Here is a 19,572-nt window from a genome sequence, read left to right as displayed (position 1 = left end):
CCGGCCGCCGTGCGGCTGTCGGGCCTGCTCGACCGGCAGGCGCTGCAGGTGGCCGTGGCCGACGTGCTCGCCCGCCACGAGTCGCTGCGCACCTACTACCCGGAGGTCGCGGGCGCTGCTCACCAGGTGATCGTGCCGACCGGCAAGGTGATCCCCGACCTCGCGCCGATCGAGACCACGGGTGCCGAACTGCCGCAGCGCCTTTCGGCGCTGGTGCTGACCGCCTTCGACGTCACCGCCGAGGTGCCGTTCCGCGCCGCCCTGTTCGAGATCAGCCCCACCGAACACGTGCTCGCCCTGGTCGTGCACCACATCTCGGCCGACGGCTTCTCCATGGGCCCGCTGACCCGCGACGTGATGACCGCCTACAGCGCCCGCGTCGAAGGCGCGGAGCCGGCCTGGCGTCCGCTCGAGGTGCAGTACGCCGACTTCGCGCTGTGGCAGCGCGCCGTGCTCGGCGACGAGGACGACGCCGAATCCGTGATCGCCCAGCAGATCTCGTTCTGGGGCGAGCGGCTGCGCGGCCTGCCCGAGCAGCTGGACCTGCCCGCCGACCGGCCGCGCCCCGCGGTCGCCAGCGGTCGCGGCGCCACGCACACCTTCGAGATCGACGCCGACACCCACGCGGCGCTGGCCGAGCTGGCCCGCAGCCGGGGCGCGACGCTGTTCATGGTCGCCCACGCGGCGCTGGCCCTGCTGCTCTCGCGCCTGTCCGGTGAGCACGACATCGCCATCGGCACCCCGATCGCGGGCCGTGGCGAGCGCGCCCTCGACGACCTGATCGGCATGTTCGTCAACACGCTGGTGCTGCGCACCGAGGTCGACGGTGACGCGAGCTTCACCGACCTGCTCGGCGAGGTCCGCGCGAGCGACATCGCGGCCTTCGGTCACGCCGATCTGCCCTTCGAGCGCCTGGTCGAGATCATCAACCCGGCCCGCTCGCAGGCGCGGCACCCGCTGTTCCAGGTCATGCTGGCCTTCCAGAACACCGCCCAGGCGAGCCTGGAGCTGCCCGGCCTGACGGTCAGCGGCGTCGAGCTGCCGATCGACGTGGCCAAGTTCGACCTGAACGTGGTGCTCACCGAGAAGCCTGCCGATTCCCCCTCGGGCATCGTCGCCGAGCTGATCTACGCCACCGACCTGTTCGACGCGGCCACCATGGACCGCTTCGGCACCCGTTTCGCCCGCCTGCTCGCCGCGATCGCGGCGACGCCAGACCGGGCCGTCGGTGACCTCGAACTGCTCGATGCCACCGAGAACGCGCTGGCGGTGCTCGGCTGGAACGACACCGAGCGCGCGCTGCCCGGCGCGGGCACCCTGGTCGACGAGTTCGCCCGCCAGGCCGCCGCCACCCCGACCGCGGTCGCGATCGTCGACCCGGCCTCCGGCGCGAGCCTGACCTACGCCGAATTCGCCGCGCGCGTGCACCGGTTGGCGCATCGCCTGATCGAGGCGGGCGTCGGCCCGGAGACCCTGGTCGCGCTCGGCCTGCGCCGCAGCATCGACCTGGTCGTCGCCGCCTACGCGGTGCAGGAAGCGGGCGGCGGCTACGTGCCGCTCGACCTCGACCAGCCCGCCGATCGCATCGCCTACGTGCTGGAGACGGCCGCCCCGGTGGTCGTTCTGACCACGGCGCGTGACGGTTTCGACGCGGGCGAGCTGCCGACGCTGGCCATCGACAGCATCGACCTGGCTGCCTACGCCGACGCGCCGGTCACCGATAGCGAGCGCATCGCGCCGCTGCGTCCGCAGCATCCGGCCTACGTCATCTTCACCTCCGGTTCGACCGGCCGGCCCAAGGGCGTCGCGGTGTCGCACGCCGCCGTCGTCAACCAGATCCGCTGGATCACCGGCGAATACGGCATCGGCGCCGACGACGTGGTGCTGTTCAAGACCCCGGCGACCTTCGACGTGTCGGTGTGGGAGCTGTTCGGCCCGCTCAGCACCGGCGGCCGGCTCGTCGTGGCGAGCCCGGACGGCCACCGCGACCCGCAGTACCTCGCCGATGTCATCGCAGCGCAGCGCGTCACGATGACCTCGTTCGTGCCGTCGATGCTCACCGTTTTCGCAGGCAGCATCGATCCCGATGGCGGAGCTCTGTCCTCGCTGCGCGCGCTGCTGATCGCCGGTGAGGCCTTCACCGGAGACGCGGTCGCCGCGCTGCGCAAGGTGAGCGACGCGGCCCTGTTCAACCTGTACGGCCCCACCGAGTTCACCGTGCACGCGACGCACGGCCCGGTCGCCGAGCGGGTCGACGGCGCCGTCCCGATCGGCGCGCCGGTCTGGAATGCGCAGGCCTACGTGCTGGATTCGCGTCTGCACCCGGTCGCCGCCGGGGTCGCCGGTGAGCTGTACCTGGCCGGCGCGCAGCTGGCGCGCGGCTACTTCGGCCGCGCCGATCTGACCGCCGACCGCTTCGTCGCCGACCCGTTCGGCACCGACGGCAAGCGCATGTACCGCACCGGTGACCTGGTGCGCCGCGACGAGCAGGGTGTCATCACCTATCTCGGCCGCACCGACTTCCAGGTCAAGCTGCGCGGTCTGCGCATCGAGCTCGGCGAGATCGAGGCCGCGCTCACCGCGCACGAGAGCGTCGGGCAGTCGGTCGTGGTCGTCCGCTCGGATGCCCGCACGGGTGATCAGCTCGTGGGCTACGTCGTGCCCGCCGCCGGTGTTACCACCGAGATCGATGCGCTGCGTGCGCATCTGGCCGCGCAGCTTCCGTCGTACATGGTCCCGGCCGCGTTCGTCGTGCTCGACGAGATGCCGCTGAGCGCCAACGGCAAGCTGGATCGCCGGGCGCTGCCCGATCCGGTGTTCGAGGCGCGCGAGTTCCGCGCGCCGAGCACGCCGATCGAGGAGATCGTCGCCGCCACCTTCGCCGAGGTGCTCGGCATGTCCGGGGACCGCGCCGTCGGCCTGGACGACGACTTCTTCGACCTGGGCGGCAACTCGCTGATCGCCACCCAGGTGGTCGCCCGCCTCGGCGCCGCGCTCGACACCCGCGTCCCCGTGCGCGTGCTGTTCGAGGCGCCGTCGGTCGCCGCGCTGGCCGCCAAGGTGGAATCGCACGCGGGCAGCGGCAGCCGCCGCGAGCTCGTGGCCGGGCCGCGGCCGGAGCAGATCCCGCTCTCGCTGGCCCAGCAGCGCATGTGGTTCCTCAACCGCTTCGACAGCGCGACCGGGGTCAACAACATCCCGCTCGCCGTCCGCCTGACCGGTGACCTCGACATCGACGCCCTGCGCCAGGCCGTCGCCGACGTGGTCGACCGGCACGAGGTGCTGCGCACCGTCTACCCCGAGACCGCCGAGGGCCAGGGCGTGCAGGTCGTGCTGCCCGCGGGCCAGGTGCCGATCGCGCTCACCCCGATCACGGTCGGCGAGGACGAGATCCGCGACCGGATCAGCGAACTGGTGCTGGCCGGGTTCGACGTCACCGCCGAGGTGCCGGTGCGCGCCGCGCTGCTGCGCGTCGCGGGGTCCATGGACGGTTCCCACCCCGACACCCACGTGCTCGTCTTCGTCGTGCACCACATCTCCGGCGACGGCTGGTCGGTGCGCCCGCTGGCCCGCGACGTGATGATCGCCTACGCCGCGCGCTCGCGCGGTGAGGCGCCGGGCTGGGCGCCGCTGCCGGTGCAGTACGCCGACTTCGCGCTGTGGCAGCGCGAGACCCTCGGCGCCGAGGACGACGCGTCCTCGATGATCGCCCAGCAGGTCGCGTACTGGTCGCAGCACCTGGCCGGCCTGCCCGATCAGCTGGACCTGCCCGCCGACCGGCCGCGTCCGGCCGTGGCCTCCAACCGCGGTGGCGTGCACGAGTTCTCGATCGACCCGGCGCTGGCGGCGAGCCTGAACGCGCTGGCCCGCGAACACGGCGCCAGCCTCTTCATGGTCGTGCACGCCGCCTTCGCGGCGCTGCTGGCCCGCCTGTCCGGCAACGACGACATCGCCATCGGCACCGCCGTCGCGGGCCGTGGTGAAGCGGTTCTCGACGACGCGATCGGCATGTTCGTCAACACGCTGGTGCTGCGCAGCGCGGTCGACCCGGCCCAGCCGTTCACCGCCCTGCTCGCGCAGACCAGGGAGAGCGACCTGGCCGCCTTCGGCCACGCCGACCTGCCGTTCGAGCGCCTGGTGGAGATCCTCAACCCGGCCCGCTCGCAGGCGCGTCACCCGCTGTTCCAGGTGATGCTGTCGTTCCAGAACACCGGTGAGGCGGCCTTCGAGCTGCCCGGCCTCGAGGTCGCCGGCGTGCCGCTGGACGTGGTCACCGCCAAGTTCGATCTGCACCTGAACCTGGCCGACCGGCATCGCGCGGACGGTTCCGCCGACGGCATGCTCGCCGAATTCGCCTACGCCACCGACATGTTCGACGCCGACACCATCGCCGCGCTCGCGCAGCGCCTGGTGCGGATGCTGACCGCGGTCGTCGCGGCGCCCGAGCGCGCCATCGGCGAGGTCGACCTGCTGGCCCCGGCCGAATACCGCCAGGTGGTCACCGGCTGGAACGCCACCGCGCACCCGGTCGACCAGGCCGCGACGCTGGTGTCGATGTTCGAGGCGCAGGCCCTGACCAGCCCGAACGCGACCGCCCTGACCTACGAGGGGACGAGTCTGTCCTACGGCGAATTCGCCGCGAAGGTCAACCGCCTGGCCCGGCACCTGATCGCCCAGGGCGTCGGCCCGGACACCATGGTCGCGCTCGGCATGCGCCGCTCGCTCGACCTGGTGATCGGCATGTACGCGGTGAGCGTGGCCGGTGGCGCGTACGTGCCGCTCGACCCCGACCACCCGGCCGAGCGCACCCACTACGTGCTCGAGACCGCCGCCCCGGTGTGCGTGCTGACCACGGCCGCCGACGAATTCGACGCGGGCACCACCACCGCGCTGCACATCGAGAGCCTGGACCTGACGGGTTACTCCGCCGCGCCGGTCACCGATGCCGAGCGCAGCGCGCCGCTGCGGCCGGAGAACACCGCGTACGTGATCTTCACGTCGGGCTCGACCGGTCGCCCGAAGGGTGTCGCGGTCAGCCACGGCGCGATCGTCAACCGTCTGGTGTGGATGCAGGCCGCCTACGGCCTCACCGCGTCCGACGTGGTGTTGCAGAAGACGCCTGCCACCTTTGACGTGTCGGTGTGGGAGTTCTTCTGGCCCTTGCAGATCGGCGCGCGCCTCGTCGTCGCCAAGCCGGACGGTCATCGTGATCCGGCCTACCTGGCCGCGATCATCGATGCCGAGGGCGTCACCACCGCGCACTTCGTGCCGTCGATGATGTCGGTGTTCGTGGCCGAGCTGGCCGAGACCGCCGCCGTGGCCCTGGCCGACGGCACCGCCACCGCGAGCAGCCTGCGCCTGGTCTTCGCCTCCGGTGAGGCGCTGCCCGCGCCGACCGCCCAGCGCCTGCGCGCGCTCACCGGCGCGGCCCTGCACAACCTGTACGGCCCCACCGAGGCCGCGGTCGACGTCACCTTCCACGAGGTCACCGACGCTGACACCACCTCGGTGCCGATCGGCGCCCCGGTCTTCAACACCCAGGTGTACGTGCTGGATTCGCGCCTGCACCCGGTGCCCGTCGGCGTGCCCGGCGAGCTGTACCTGGCCGGTGTGCAGCTGGCGCGCGGCTATGTCGCCCGTCCGGATCTGACCGCCGACCGCTTCGTCGCCGACCCGTTCGGTGCCGAGGGCGCCCGCATGTACCGCACCGGTGACCTCGTCGCCTGGACCGCGGACGGTGAGCTGGAGTACCTGGGCCGCACCGACTTCCAGGTGAAGCTGCGTGGTCTGCGGATCGAGCTGGGTGAGATCGAGTCGGCGCTGACCGCGCTGCCGCAGATCGCCCAGTCGGTGGTCGTTGTCCGCTCCGACGAGCGGCTGGGCGACCAGCTGGTCGGCTATGTGATCCCGGCCGCGGGGGCGAGCGTCGACCTCGACGCCGTGCGCACCGAACTCGGCGGCGCGTTGCCGGGCTACATGGTGCCGACCGCGTACGTGATCCTGGAGGCCTTCCCGCTCAACGCCTCCGGCAAGCTCGATCGCAAGGCGCTGCCCGCGCCGGTGTTCGAGGCCAAGGTGTTCCGCGCGCCGTCGACCCCGATCGAGGAGATCGTGGCGGGCACCTTCGGCGACGTGCTCGGGGTGACCCGGGTCGGCGCCGACGACGACTTCTTCGAACTCGGCGGCAACTCGCTGCTGGCCACCCAGGTCACCGCCCGCATCGGCGCGGCCCTGGACACCCAGCTCTCGGTGCGCGACCTGTTCGAGGCGTCCACCGTGTCCGCGCTCGCCGCCCGCGCCGAGCACAACGCGGGCTCCGGCCGTGCCCGCCCGCGCCTGACCGCGGGGGAGCGGCCCGCGATCATCCCGCTCTCGCCCGCCCAGCAGCGCTACTGGTTCCTCAACCAGTTCGACACCTCGACCTCGGCCGTGGACAACATCCCGCTGGCCGTCCGCCTCACCGGCGAGCTCGACGTGCCCGCGCTCGAGCAGGCCATCGGCGACGTGTTCGCCCGGCACGAGATGCTGCGCACCACCTACCCGCGCTCGGCCGACGGCCCGCACCAGGTGATCCTGCCGATCGCGCAGAGCCGCGCCGTGGTGCACCACATCGCCGTCGCCGAGGCCGACCTGCTCGGCACCGTCATCGACTTCGCGATGACCACCTTCGACGTCACCGAAGAGGTGCCGCTCAAGGTCGCGCTGTTCGAACTGAACGCCACCGACCACGTGCTCGCGTTCACCGTGCACCACGTCTCCGCCGACGGCTCGTCGATGGGCCCGCTGGCCCGCGACATCATGGCCGCCTACGTGGCCCGCGTGCAGGGTGAGGCCCCGCAGTGGGCGCCGCTGCCGGTGCAGTACGCCGACTACGCGCTGTGGCAGCGCGAGGTCCTCGGCGACGAGAGCGATCCGGAATCGCTGGCCGCCAAGCAGGTCGCGTACTGGAGCACGGCGCTGGCCGGTCTGCCCGACCAGCTCGAACTGCCCGCCGACCGGCCGCGCCCGCCCGCGCAGTCGTTCCAGGGTAAGGCGATCCGCTTCGAGATCGACCCGCAGCGCCACGCCGCGCTGCACGAACTGGCCAGGGCCAACAACGCCTCGCTGTTCATGGTCGTGCACGCCGCCCTCGCGGTGCTGCTCGCGCGCCTGTCCGGCACCGACGACATCGCCGTCGGCACGCCGATCGCGGGCCGCGGCGAGCGCGAACTCGACGACCTGATCGGCATGTTCGTCAACACCCTGGTGTTCCGCACCGCCGTCGACCCCGGCGCCACCTTCGCTGAACTGCTCGCCGACGTGCGCGAACGCGACCTGGAGGCCTTCGCCAACGCCGACGTGCCGTTCGAGCGCCTGGTCGAGGTGCTCAACCCGGTGCGCTCGACCGCGCGCAACCCGCTGTTCCAGGTGGGCCTGTCGTTCCAGAACCTGGCCGACACCACCTTCGAACTGCCCGGCCTGACCGTCAGCGCCGTCGACTACGACTCGCAGCTGGCCAAGACCGACCTGCACGTCACCCTCTACGACCGCTACACCGACGACGGCGCACCGGCCCAGCTGGTCACCGAATTCGGTTACGCCATCGACCTGTTCGACGAGGCGACGGTCCAGAGCTTCGCCGACCGCTTCCTGCTGGTGCTCGACGCCGTCGCCGCCGACGCGTCGGTGCCGGTCGGCGACATCGACCTGCTCGCCGCGCCGGAAGCCGAGCGGATCGTCACCGCGTGGAACGACACGGCGCACACTGTCGACACCGACGCCACTCTGGTGTCGCTGCTCGACGCGACCGTGGCGGCCACGCCCGACGCCGTCGCACTGGTCGTCGACGAGGCGGACGGTCGCCGCGAGCTCAGCTACGCCGATCTCGACGCCGAGGTGAACCGCCTCGCGCGGCACCTGATCTCGCTGGGTATCGGTACCGAGGATCGGGTGGCCCTGGCCATCCGCCGTTCCGCCGAGCTGATCATCGCGATGTACGCGGTGGCCCGCACCGGCGCGGCCTATGTGCCGATCGACCCCGATCAGCCCGCCGAGCGCACCGACTACATCCTGGAGACGGCCGCCCCCGCAGTCGTGCTGACCACGGCGAACGCCGAATTCAGCACGGCGGCGGCCGAAGTGGTGGTCCTCGACGAGCTCGACCTGAGCGCCGTCAGCCCGGCCGCGATCACCGAGCGCCGTGGCGCCCTGGTGCCCGCGAACACCGCGTACGTGATCTTCACGTCCGGTTCGACCGGCAAGCCCAAGGGTGTGGCGGTCTCGCACGGTGCGATCGTCAATCAGTTGCTGTGGGAGACGGCCGAATTCGGCCTCGGCGCCGATGACGCGATCCTGCTCAAGACGGCCGCCACCTTCGACCTCTCGGTCTGGGAGTTCTGGACGGCCGCCGTCGCCGGTGGCCGCCTGGTGGTAGCGACCGCCGACGGGCACCGCGACCCGGCCTACCTCAACGACCTGATGCGCGGCACCGGCGTCACCACGCTGCACGTGGTGCCGTCGATGCTCGACGCGCTGCTCACCGAATCCGGTGCCGCGCTGCCGCGCACACTGCGCCGGGTGCTCGCGATCGGTGAGGCGCTGCCCGCGTCCACCGCCCAGCGCTTCCGCGGCGCCAACACCGCGGCGCTGTTCAACCTGTACGGCCCGACCGAGGCAGCGGTCTCGATCACCAGCCACGCGGTCACCGACGCCGACCAGGTGTCGGTCTCGATCGGTGCGCCGGAGTGGAACAGCCGGGTCTACGTGCTGGATTCGCGCCTGCGGCCGGTGCCGGTGGGTGTCTCCGGTGAGCTCTACCTGGCCGGCGCGCAGCTGGCCCGCGGCTACTACGGCCGCGCCGATCTCACCGCCGACCGCTTCGTCGCCGACCCGTTCTCCGCGCTCGGCGAGCGCATGTACCGCACCGGTGACCTGGTGGCCTGGAACGCCGACGGCGAACTGGACTACCGGGGCCGCACCGACTTCCAGGTGAAGATTCGCGGCTTCCGCATCGAGCTCGGCGAGATCGAGGCCGCGCTGCTGCGCCAGGACGGCATCACCTCGGCCGCCGTGCTCGCGCACACCGATCCCGTCGTCGGTGACCGCCTGGTCGCCTACGTCGTGGCCGGTGCGGAGTTCGACAAGCTGGCCCTGCGCACCGCGCTGGCCGCCGAGCTGCCCTCGTACATGGTCCCGACCGTGTTCCTGCGGCTCGACGCCCTGCCGCTCAACGCCAACGGCAAGCTCGACCGCAAGGCCCTGCCGGAGCCCGAGGTCGAGAAGGCCGTGTTCCGCGCGCCGGTCAGCCCGAGCGAGCAGCTCGTGGCGGCCACCTTCGCCGAGGTCCTGCGCCTGGGTGCCGACAAGCGCTTCGGTCTCGACGACGACTTCTTCGCCTGGGGCGGTAACTCGCTGCTGGCCACGCAGGTCGCCGCGCGCCTCGGCGAGGCGCTGAACACCCGCATCCCCGTGCGCCTGCTGTTCGAGGCGTCCACGGTGTCCGCGCTGGCCCAGCGGGTCGAGCAGCACGCCGAGACCGGTGATCGCAAGGCGCTCACCGCCGCTCCGCGCCCCGAGCACATCCCGCTCTCGCTCGCGCAGCAGCGCATGTGGTTCCTCAACCGCTTCGACACCCAGTCGGCGGCCTACAACGTGCCGGTCGCGGTCCGCCTCACCGGCGACCTCGACGTGGCCGCGCTGCGGGCCGCGATCACCGACCTGGTGTCGCGCCACGAGATCCTGCGCACCGTCTACCCGCAGACCGACGCCGGTGCGGCGCAGGTGATCCTGTCGCCCGCGCAGGCCGCGCCGGACCTGCTGGAACGCACCGTCGCCGCCGACGAGGTGGAAACGGCGGTGGCGGAACTGATGTCGACGATCTTCGACGTCACCGTCGAGGTGCCGCTGAAGGTCGCCCTGTTCCGCGTCGAGAACACCGACGAGTTCGTCCTGGCCATGGTCGTGCACCACATCTCCGGTGACGGCTCCTCGGTCGCCCCGCTGACCCGCGACCTGATGACCGCCTACGCGGCCCGCTCCACCGGCCAGGAGCCCGGCTGGGCCCCGCTGGCCGTGCAGTACGCGGACTACAGCATCTGGCAGCGCGAACTGCTCGGCAGCGAGGACGATCCGGACTCGATGGCGGCCAAGCAGGTCGCGCACTGGAAGCAGGCCCTGGCCGAGCTGCCCGATCAGCTCGACCTGCCCGCCGACCGCCCGCGTCCGGCCGTGCAGACCTTCGCGGGCAGCAAGGTCGACGTCCGGATCGACGCCGACACCCACCGCGCGCTGGTCGAACTGGCCCGCGCCGAGGGCGCGACGCTGTTCATGGTCGTGCACACCGCCCTCGCGGTGCTGCTGGCCCGCCTGTCGGGCACCGACGACATCGCCATCGGCACCCCGATGGCCGGTCGTGGCGAGGCCGCCCTCGACGACATGATCGGCATGTTCGTCAACACCCTGGTGTTCCGCACCAAGGTCGACGGCGGCGAGGCGTTCACCGAGCTGCTGGCCCGCCAGCGCGAGGACGACATCGCGGCGTTCGCCAACGCCGACGTGCCGTTCGAGCGCCTGGTCGAGGTCCTCAACCCGGTCCGCTCCACCGCGCGGCACCCGCTGTTCCAGGTGGGCCTGTCGTTCCAGAACCTGACCCGCGCCACCCTGGAACTGCCGGGCCTGACGGTGTCCGGACTCGACATCGACTCCCAGCTGTCGCAGTTCGACCTGCACCTGATCGCCACCGACCGCTACGGCGACGCCGGTGAGCCCGAAGGCATTTCGGGCATCTTCACCTACGCCACCGATCTGTTCGACCACGCCACGGTCGAGGGCTTCGTCGAGCGATTCGTCCGCCTGCTCGGCGCGATCGTCGCCACCCCGCGCACCGCGGTCGGCGACATCGAACTGCTGGCACCGGCCGAGCGGGCCCAGATCCTGGACACCCGCAACGCCACCGGCTACCGGGTCGACACCGCGGCCACCCTGGTCTCGCTACTCGACGCGACCGTGGCGGCCGACCCGAAGGCGACCGCCCTGGTCACCGACGACGGCACCCAGCTGACCTACGCCGAACTCGACGCGAAGGTGAATCGCCTGGCGCGGCATCTGATCTCGCTCGGCGTCGGCCCGGAGGCCCGCGTCGCGCTGGCACTGCGCCGCTCCGTGGATCTGATCGTCGCCATGTACGCCGTCGCCAAGTCCGGTGGCGCGTACGTGCCGGTCGACCCGGATCAGGCGGCCGAGCGCACGAACTACATCCTCGAGACGGCGGCACCGGTCTGCGTGCTGACCAACGCCGAGGCCGAGTTCGACACCGCGGTCGCGCCGCTGGTGCGCATCGACGAACTCGATCTCGAAAACGTCGGCGCCGCACCGGTGTCCGACGCGGAGCGCACCGAGCCGCTGCGCCCGGAGCACACCGCGTACGTGATCTTCACGTCCGGTTCGACCGGTCGCCCGAAGGGTGTCGCGGTGCCGCACGGCGCCATCGGCAACCAGCTGCAGTGGAAGCTGATCGAGTTCGGCATGGACGCCGCCGACGCGGTGCTGCTCAAGACCGCCGCGACCTTCGACCTCTCGGTCTGGGAGTTCTGGTCGGCCGCCGTCTGCGGTGGCCGACTGGTGATCGCCTCGGCCGACGGCCATCGCGATCCGGCGTACCTGAACGAGCTGATGTCGAACGAGTGGGTCACCACGCTGCACGTGGTGCCGTCGATGCTCGACGCGCTGCTGGCGGCGGGCATGCCGGATTCGCTGTGGCGGATTCTCGCCATCGGTGAGGCACTGCCGGGGTCGCTCGCGCAGCGGGTCCGTACCGCGTTCCCGCGCACCGAGCTGTTCAACCTGTACGGCCCCACCGAGGCCGCGGTCTCGATCACCTCGCATCGGGTGAACGCCGCCGACCAGGGTTCGGTCTCCATCGGTGGGCCCGAGTGGAACAGCCAGGTGTACGTGCTCGACGCGCGACTGCGTCCGGTGCCGGACGGCGTCGCGGGTGAGCTGTACCTCGCCGGCGCGCAGCTGGCGCGCGGCTACTTCGGCCGCCCCGACCTGACCGCCGACCGTTTCGTGGCCAACCCGTTCACCCCCGGTACCCGCATGTACCGCACCGGTGACCTGGTGGCCTGGCACAACGGCGAGCTCGACTACCGCGGCCGCACCGACTTCCAGGTGAAGATCCGTGGCTTCCGCATCGAGCTCGGCGAGATCGAGGCCGCGCTGCTGGCGCTGCCCGAGATCGCGCAGGCCGCCGTCATCGCGAAGTCCGACCCGCGCACCGGCGATCGTCTAGTGGCGTACCTGGTGGGCACGGATGTGGATGTGGCGCAGGTGAAGTCGACGCTGGCCGCCGGGCTGCCGTCGTACATGGTGCCCGCCGCGTTCGTCGTGCTGGACGCGCTGCCGCTCAACGTCAACGGCAAGCTCGACCGCAAGGCGCTGCCGGAGCCGGAGTTCGAGGCCCAGGCGTTCCGCGCGCCGTCCACCCCGATCGAGGAGATCGTGGCGGGCGTGTTCGCGGACGTGCTCGGCGCCGAGCGCGTCGGCGCCGACGACGACTTCTTCGCCCTCGGCGGCAACTCGCTGCTGGCCACCCAGGTCGCGGCCCGCCTCGGCGCCGCGCTGGACAGCCGGGTGCCCGTGCGCCTGCTGTTCGAGGCGTCGACCGTCGCCGGTCTCGCGGTGAAGGTGGAGCAGGGCGCCGGCGCCGGTGGGCGGCGCGCGCTGGTCGCCGGGCCGCGTCCGGCGCAGGTGCCGCTGTCGCTCGCACAGCAGCGCATGTGGTTCCTGAACCAGTTCGACACCAGCTCCGCGGTGAACAACATCCCGGTCGCCGTCCGCCTGACGGGCGCGCTCGACGTCGAGGCGCTGCAGCTCGCGGTCGCCGACGTGCTGGCCAGGCACGAGACCCTGCGCACGGTGTACCCGTCGACCGACGGCACCCCGCATCAGGTGATCCTGCCGGTCGAGGGCAATGTCCCGGATCTGACGCCGGAAACCGTTGCCCCCGACCAGGTTCGCGACAAGATCGCCGCGCTGATCTCCACCGGCTTCGATGTGCTCGACGAAGTTCCGTTGCGCGCGAAGCTCATGCGCGTCGCGGACGAGGAATACGTGCTCGTCTTCGTCGCCCACCACATCAGCGCCGACGGCTGGTCGATGGCCCCGCTGACCCGCGACGTCATGGTGGCCTACGCCGCCCGCGCCACGGGTGAGCGTCCGGGCTGGGCGCCGCTTCCGGTGCAGTACGCCGACTTCAGCGTCTGGCAGCGCGAGGTGCTCGGCTCCGAAGCCGACGAGACCAGCCTGATCTCCCAGCAGGCCGACTACTGGAAGCGCGCGCTCGCCGGCGTCCCCGACGAGCTGAACCTGCCGCTGGACCGGCCGCGTCCGAGCACGCAGTCCTTCGCCGGTGGCCGGGTGCTGTTCCCGATCGAGACCGAGATCCACGCCGGACTCTCGGCCATCGCCCGCGAGCAGAACGCGACGCTGTTCATGGTCGTGCACACCGCCCTCGCGGTGTTCCTGGCGCGCATGTCGGGCACCGAGGACATCGTCATCGGCACCCCGATCGCCGGTCGTGGCGAGGCCGAACTCGACGACGTCATCGGCATGTTCGTCAACACCCTGGCCCTGCGCACCCAGGTCGGCGCACAGCTCACCTTCCGTGAGCTGCTGACCCAGGCCAAGGAAGCCGACCTGGCCGCGTTCGCGCACGCCGACATCCCGTTCGAGCGCCTGGTGGAACTGCTCAACCCCGAGCGCTCCACCGCGCGGCACCCGCTGTTCCAGGTGGCGCTCTCGTTCGAGAACCTGCCCGACGCCGGCTTCGAACTGCCGGGCCTGTCGGTCTCGGCCGTCGACTTCGACGTCGACACCGCCAAGTTCGACCTGCTGCTCACCGTGCGTGAGGCATCGGCGGGCGACGCCGCGGGCGCCTACGCCGAGTTCTCCTACGCCAGTGACCTGTTCGATCAGTCGACGGTCGAGACGTTCGCGCAGCGCTTCCAGCGACTGCTCGCCGAGGTCGTCGCCGACACCACCACCCCGGTCGGCGATCTCGAGCTCCTCGACGGCACCGAGCGCACCGAACTGCTCACCCGCACCGGCGGTCCCGCCGCGTCGACGAGCACGCTGCCGGAGCTGCTCGCCCAGGCCTTGGCGGCCAACCCGACCGGTCAGGCCATCGTCGCCCCCGGCGCAGCGGCCGACACCGGACTGCTCGGCGCACTGACCGTGACGGAGCCGGGTGACCTTCGCTCGCTGACCTACGCCGAGCTGGACGCGGCCTCCTCGCGCCTGGCGCGGGTGCTCATCGAGCGCGGTGCCGCACCGGAGACGGTCGTGGCCATCGCCATGCAGCGCTCGCTCGAGACGACCCTGGCCATCTGGGCCGTGGTCAAGTCGGGCGCGGCGTTCCTGCCGGTCGACCCGAAGTACCCGGCCGAGCGCATCGCGCACATGATGTCGGACTCCGGTGCGGCACTGGGCATCACGGTGTCGTCCGAGGTCGATCACCTGCCCGCGCCCGCACTGGGCGATTGGCTCGTCCTCGACGACGCGGCGCTGCACACCGAGCTCGCCGCACAGTCCGCAGCGCCGATCACCGACGCGGACCGCCACGGTGCCGTCCGGTCCGCCAGCACGGCCTACATGATCTACACCTCGGGCTCGACCGGCCTGCCCAAGGGCGTCGTCGTCAGCCACACCGGTGTCGCAAACTTCGCCGCCGCCCAGGTGGCGCAGTTCGGCCTCGGCACGGACGCGCGCACCCTGGCGTTCGCGTCGCCGTCGTTCGACGCGTCGATCCTCGAGTTCCTGCTCGCGGTCGGCTCGGCGGGCACCCTCGTGATCACGCCGGTCGGCGTGGTCGGCGGCGAGGAGCTGGCCGAGATCATCGTTGGCGAGCGGCTGACCCACGTGTTCCTCACCCCGCTGGTCGCGGCGTCGATGGAACCCGCGGCGCTGGCCGGACTGGAAGCGCTGATCGTCGGTGGCGACAAGGCCCCCGTCGACCTGGTGGCGAACTGGCACAGCGCGGGCACCGACCCGGCGCAGCACCGGTTCTACAACGCGTACGGCCCGACCGAGGCGACCATCGCGACCAACCTGTCCGACCCGCTGCTGCCCGGCGACACCATGAACATCGGTGGCCCGATCGCGGGCGCCACCGTGTTCGTGCTCGACAGCCGCCTGCGCCCGGTCCCCGAGGGCGTGGCCGGTGAGCTGTACCTGGGCGGCGTCGCGCTGGCCCGCGGCTACCACGCGCGCCCCGGCTTGACGGCCGAGCGTTTCGTGGCCAGCCCGTACGCCGAGGGCGAGCGGCTGTACCGCACCGGTGACGTCGTCGCCTGGCGCACCGTCAACGGCAAGGCCGTCGTGGAGTACGTGGGCCGCAACGACTTCCAGGTGAAGATCCGCGGTTTCCGGATCGAACTGGGCGAGATCGACGCGGTCCTCACCGCGCACGACGACGTCGAGTTCGCCGCCACCATCGGCCGCACCACCGACGCGGGCGCCACCATCCTGGTGTCCTACGTGCGGGCCACCCCCGGCGCGGCCGCCGACCCGGCCGAGCTGGTCGAGTACGCGGCGCAGCAGCTGCCCGCGCACATGGTGCCCGCCGCCGTCATGGTGCTCGACGAGATCCCGCTGACCCCCGCGGGCAAGCTGGATCGTCGCGCGCTGCCCGAGCCGGTGCTCGCCCCGCGCGAGTTCCGCACGCCGACCAGCGAGGTCGAGGCGATCATCGCCACCGTCTTCGCCGAGGTGCTCGGCGTCGACGCCGTCGGCCTGGACGACTCGTTCTTCGCCCTCGGCGGTGACTCGATCCTGTCCATCCAGCTGGTCTCGCGGGCCAAGGACCGCGGCGTGCTGTTCAAGCCGCGCGACGTGTTCGAGAAGCGCAGCGTGGCCGGGCTGGCCGAGATCGCCGTGCTCGCGGGCGACGCCGATCAGATCGTGCTCGAGGAGCTGCCGGGCGGCGGTGTCGGTGACATCCCGATGCTGCCGATCATGCGCCAGATCCTGAGCAGCGGCTCCACCTACGACCGGTTCTCCCAGTCGATGGTGCTGCGCCTGCCGGAGCACCTCACCGACGAGGTCCTGCACGCCACCATCGGCGCGGTCTTCGACCACCACGACGTGCTGCGTTCGCGGGTGGCAAAGGACGCCGAGAAGGGCTGGATCTTCGAGGCATTGGCGCCCGGCGAGGTCGATGTGGCCGCGCTGGTGCGGCGCGTCGAGGTGGCCGGTGAGATCACCGACGAGCAGCTGTCCAAGCAGGCTTCGGTCGAATACGACGAGGCCATGGGCCGACTCGATCCGGCGAACGCCGCCATGGTGCAGTTCGTCTGGTTCGCCTTCGGCGAGAACCCCGACGGCCCGCGCCGTCGCGACGCGCTGCTCATCGTCGGCCACCACTTCGTGATCGACGGTGTCTCCTGGCGCATCCTGATCCCGGACCTCGGCATGGCCTGGGGCCAGATCGCGGCCGGTCAGCCGGTCGCGCTGCCCGCCAACGGCACCTCCATGCGGCGCTGGGCGCACAGCCTGGTCGAGCAGTCGACCGATCGCCGCGCGGAACTGCCGTTCTGGCGCGAGGTCTCGGCCACGGCCGATCCGCGCCTGGGCGCGCGGGCGTTCGACCCGCGGGTCGACACCTTCGCCACCGTCGACCGGGTGCAGGTCACCCTGTCGCCGGAGGTCACCGACGCGGTGCTCACGGCCATCCCCGGCCTGTACCACGGCGGTGTCAACGACGGTCTGCTCACCGCGCTCGCCCTGGCCGTATCGCGGTGGCGCGGTGACGAATCCGGGACCGCGGCGCTGATCAAGCTGGAGGGCCACGGCCGCCAGGAGGAAATCGTCGCCGGTGCCGACCTCTCGCGCACCGTCGGCTGGTTCACCACCGCGTTCCCGGTCCGCCTGGATCTGGCCGGCGCCGATCTCGACGACGCCTTCGCCGGCGGCGCCGTGCTCGGCGAGGTGATCAAGTCGGTCAAGGAGCAGATGCTGGCCGTGCCCGACAAGGGCATCGGCTACGGCATGCTGAAGTACCTGACCACCGAGGGTGCCGATCTGCCGTCCGTCGGCCAGATCAGCTTCAACTACCTCGGTCGCGCGACGGCGGGCGAGATCCCCGCCGAGCTCGCCGAACTCGGCTGGGTGCCGGTGGCCGACCTGGGCCAGCTCGACGCCGAGATGGACCTGGACATGCCCGCCAACGCGACGCTGGACATCAACGCCATCGTCAACGACGGCGACGAGGGCCCGCAGCTGGGCGCGAACATCGCGTTCCCGACCGGGCTGCTCACCGCCGACCAGGCCCAGGAGTTCGCCGACCTGTTCGTGGCCGCGCTCACCGCGCTGGCCACCCACGCGCAGCGCGCCGACGCGGGCGGTTTCACCCCGTCCGACATGCCGCTGGTGCGGGTGGAGCAGTCCGATATCGAGCTGTGGGAAGGCACCTACCCTGCGCTGTCGGAGATCTGGCCGCTCTCGCCGCTGCAGGCGGGCCTGATGTTCCACGCCATGCTCAGCTCGGCGACCGTCGACGTCTACACCGTGCAGGCCGTCCTCGACCTGACCGGCACGCTCGACACCGAGCGGCTGCGGCGCGCGGCCCAGGCCGTGCTCGACCGATACCCGAACCTGCGGACCGCGTTCGTCACCGACTCGGCCGGTCAGCCGGTGCAGGTCGTGATGTCGGAGCTCGAGGTCCCGTGGCGCGAGGTCGACCTGACCGACCTGCCGGAGGCCGAGCGCCTGCCGCGCATGCAGCAGCTGCTGGTCGCCGACCGGGCCAACCAGTTCGACATGGCGACGGCCCCGCTGATCCGCTTCGGCCTGTACAAGACCGACGAGGGCGCGTCCCACCTGGCGATCACGGTGCACCACATCCTGATCGACGGCTGGTCCATGCCGCTGCTCATGCGCGACCTGCTGGTCCTCTACGCGGTGCACGGTGACCTCACCGCGCTGCCGCGGGTGGCCTCCTACCGCAACTTCCTGTCCTTCCTCTCGGGCTGGGATCGTGAGGTGTCGCTGGGGGTCTGGGCCGAGGCGCTGGCAGGGGTCGAAGGCCCCACCCAGCTGGCGCCCGCGCCGCGCACCGAGGAGCGCTACGAGCTGGGCAAGGTCATCGTCGAGATCGACGCCGACCGCACCAGGGCGCTCGGCAAGTTCGCCGGTGAACTCGGCGTCACCGTGAACACGCTGTTGCAGACCGCGTGGGGCATCGTCGTCGGCCGCCTCACCGGGCGTGACGACGTGGTGTTCGGCGCGACCGTGTCCGGCCGCCCGGCCGAGCTGCCCGGCGTCGAGTCGATGGTCGGCCTGTTCATCAACACCCTGCCGGTGCGGATCCAGATCGACGACCGGATCAGCGCGGAGGAGCTGACCAAGCGGGTGCAGGCCGAGCAGGCCGACCTGCTCAGCCACCACTACGTCGGCCTGTCCGACATCCAGCGGGTGGCAGGCGCCGGTGCCGCGTTCGACACGCTGCTGGTGTTCGAGTCGTACCCGATGGACAAGGACGCCGTCACCGCGGCGAGCTCGATCGACGGCATGCAGGTCACCGGTGTCGGCCTCGACGACGCCACCCACTACCCGCTCACGCTGGTGGTGATGGCCGAGGCCACCATCGAGATCACCATGCGCTACCTGCGCAGCACCTACACCTCCGACGAGGTCCGCACGCTGTCCGCGCGACTGCTGCGGGTCCTCGACGAGCTGCTCGACAACCCGACCGGCCTGGTCGGCGACATCGACATCCTCGACGCGGGTGAACGCGCCCAGCTGCTCGCCGAATCCGGTGTGACCGCGGCGGTCTCGGCCCCGGTCGGCACGGCCGGTGTCGGCGCGCAGACGGTGGCCAAGGTGCTCGCCGAGGTCGTCGAAGCGGACCCGCAGGCCCCCGCCCTGCTCCGCGGCGACAGCGAGATCGCCTACAGCGCACTGGATCGCAAGTCCTCGCAGCTGGCCCGCGTGCTCATCGCGCGCGGTGCGGGCCCCGGCGACATCGTCGCGATCTCGCTGCCGCGCAGCGTGGATTCCGTCCTCGCCGCCTGGGCCATCCAGAAGGCCGGGGCCGCGGTCCTGTTCGCCGGCGAGCTGTCCGGCGTCGAGATCGCCGCGACCGGTGCGGCCTACGGCATCAGCGACGCCCCCGTCGCCGGTGTCGCGGGCGACTGGCTGATCCTGCCCGACGTGGAAGCCGAGATCGCCGCCGCCGCAGCGCATCCCGTCTCCTACGCCGACCGGGTCCGCCCGCTGTCGGAGGACCACCCCGCCTTCGTCCTGGCCGCGGCCGGTGCGACCTCGACGCTCACCCAGAGCGCCGCGCTCGCCCTCGCCGAGTCCCTGCGCGACACCCACGGCGTCGACTACGAAGGCACCACCTTCACCACCCACGCCTCCGGCCCGGCGGCCGTCCAGGAATTCCTGGTCTCCGCCACCGCGGGCGCCCTGTCGGTCCTCCCCGACGGCCCGGTCGCCGACGACCTGACCGACGGCGAGGTCACCCACTGGTTCGTCGCCCCCGGCGACCCGACCGACGCGGCCGAGGGCGACATCACGGTGATAGTCGCCGAGTAG

Annotated in this window: 1 protein-coding gene (only partly in view); it reads left to right on the top strand. The window is 71.7% G+C overall.

Going from position 1 to position 19,572, the window contains the following annotated elements:
- Window positions 1-19,572, top strand: partial view of a non-ribosomal peptide synthase/polyketide synthase gene (locus AB0L91_RS08125; RefSeq protein WP_365008198.1) — the final stretch only. It extends 24,159 nt beyond the left edge of the window; the window shows 19,572 of its 43,731 coding nt (coding positions 24,160-43,731); its start codon lies beyond the left edge, outside the window; its stop codon occupies window positions 19,570-19,572.

The organism is Nocardia sp. NPDC051833 (genome assembly GCF_040681225.1).
Lineage (GTDB): Bacteria > Actinomycetota > Actinomycetes > Mycobacteriales > Mycobacteriaceae > Nocardia.
Note: the sequence above shows the minus strand (reverse complement) of the source record. Positions and strands in the feature narration are given on the sequence as shown.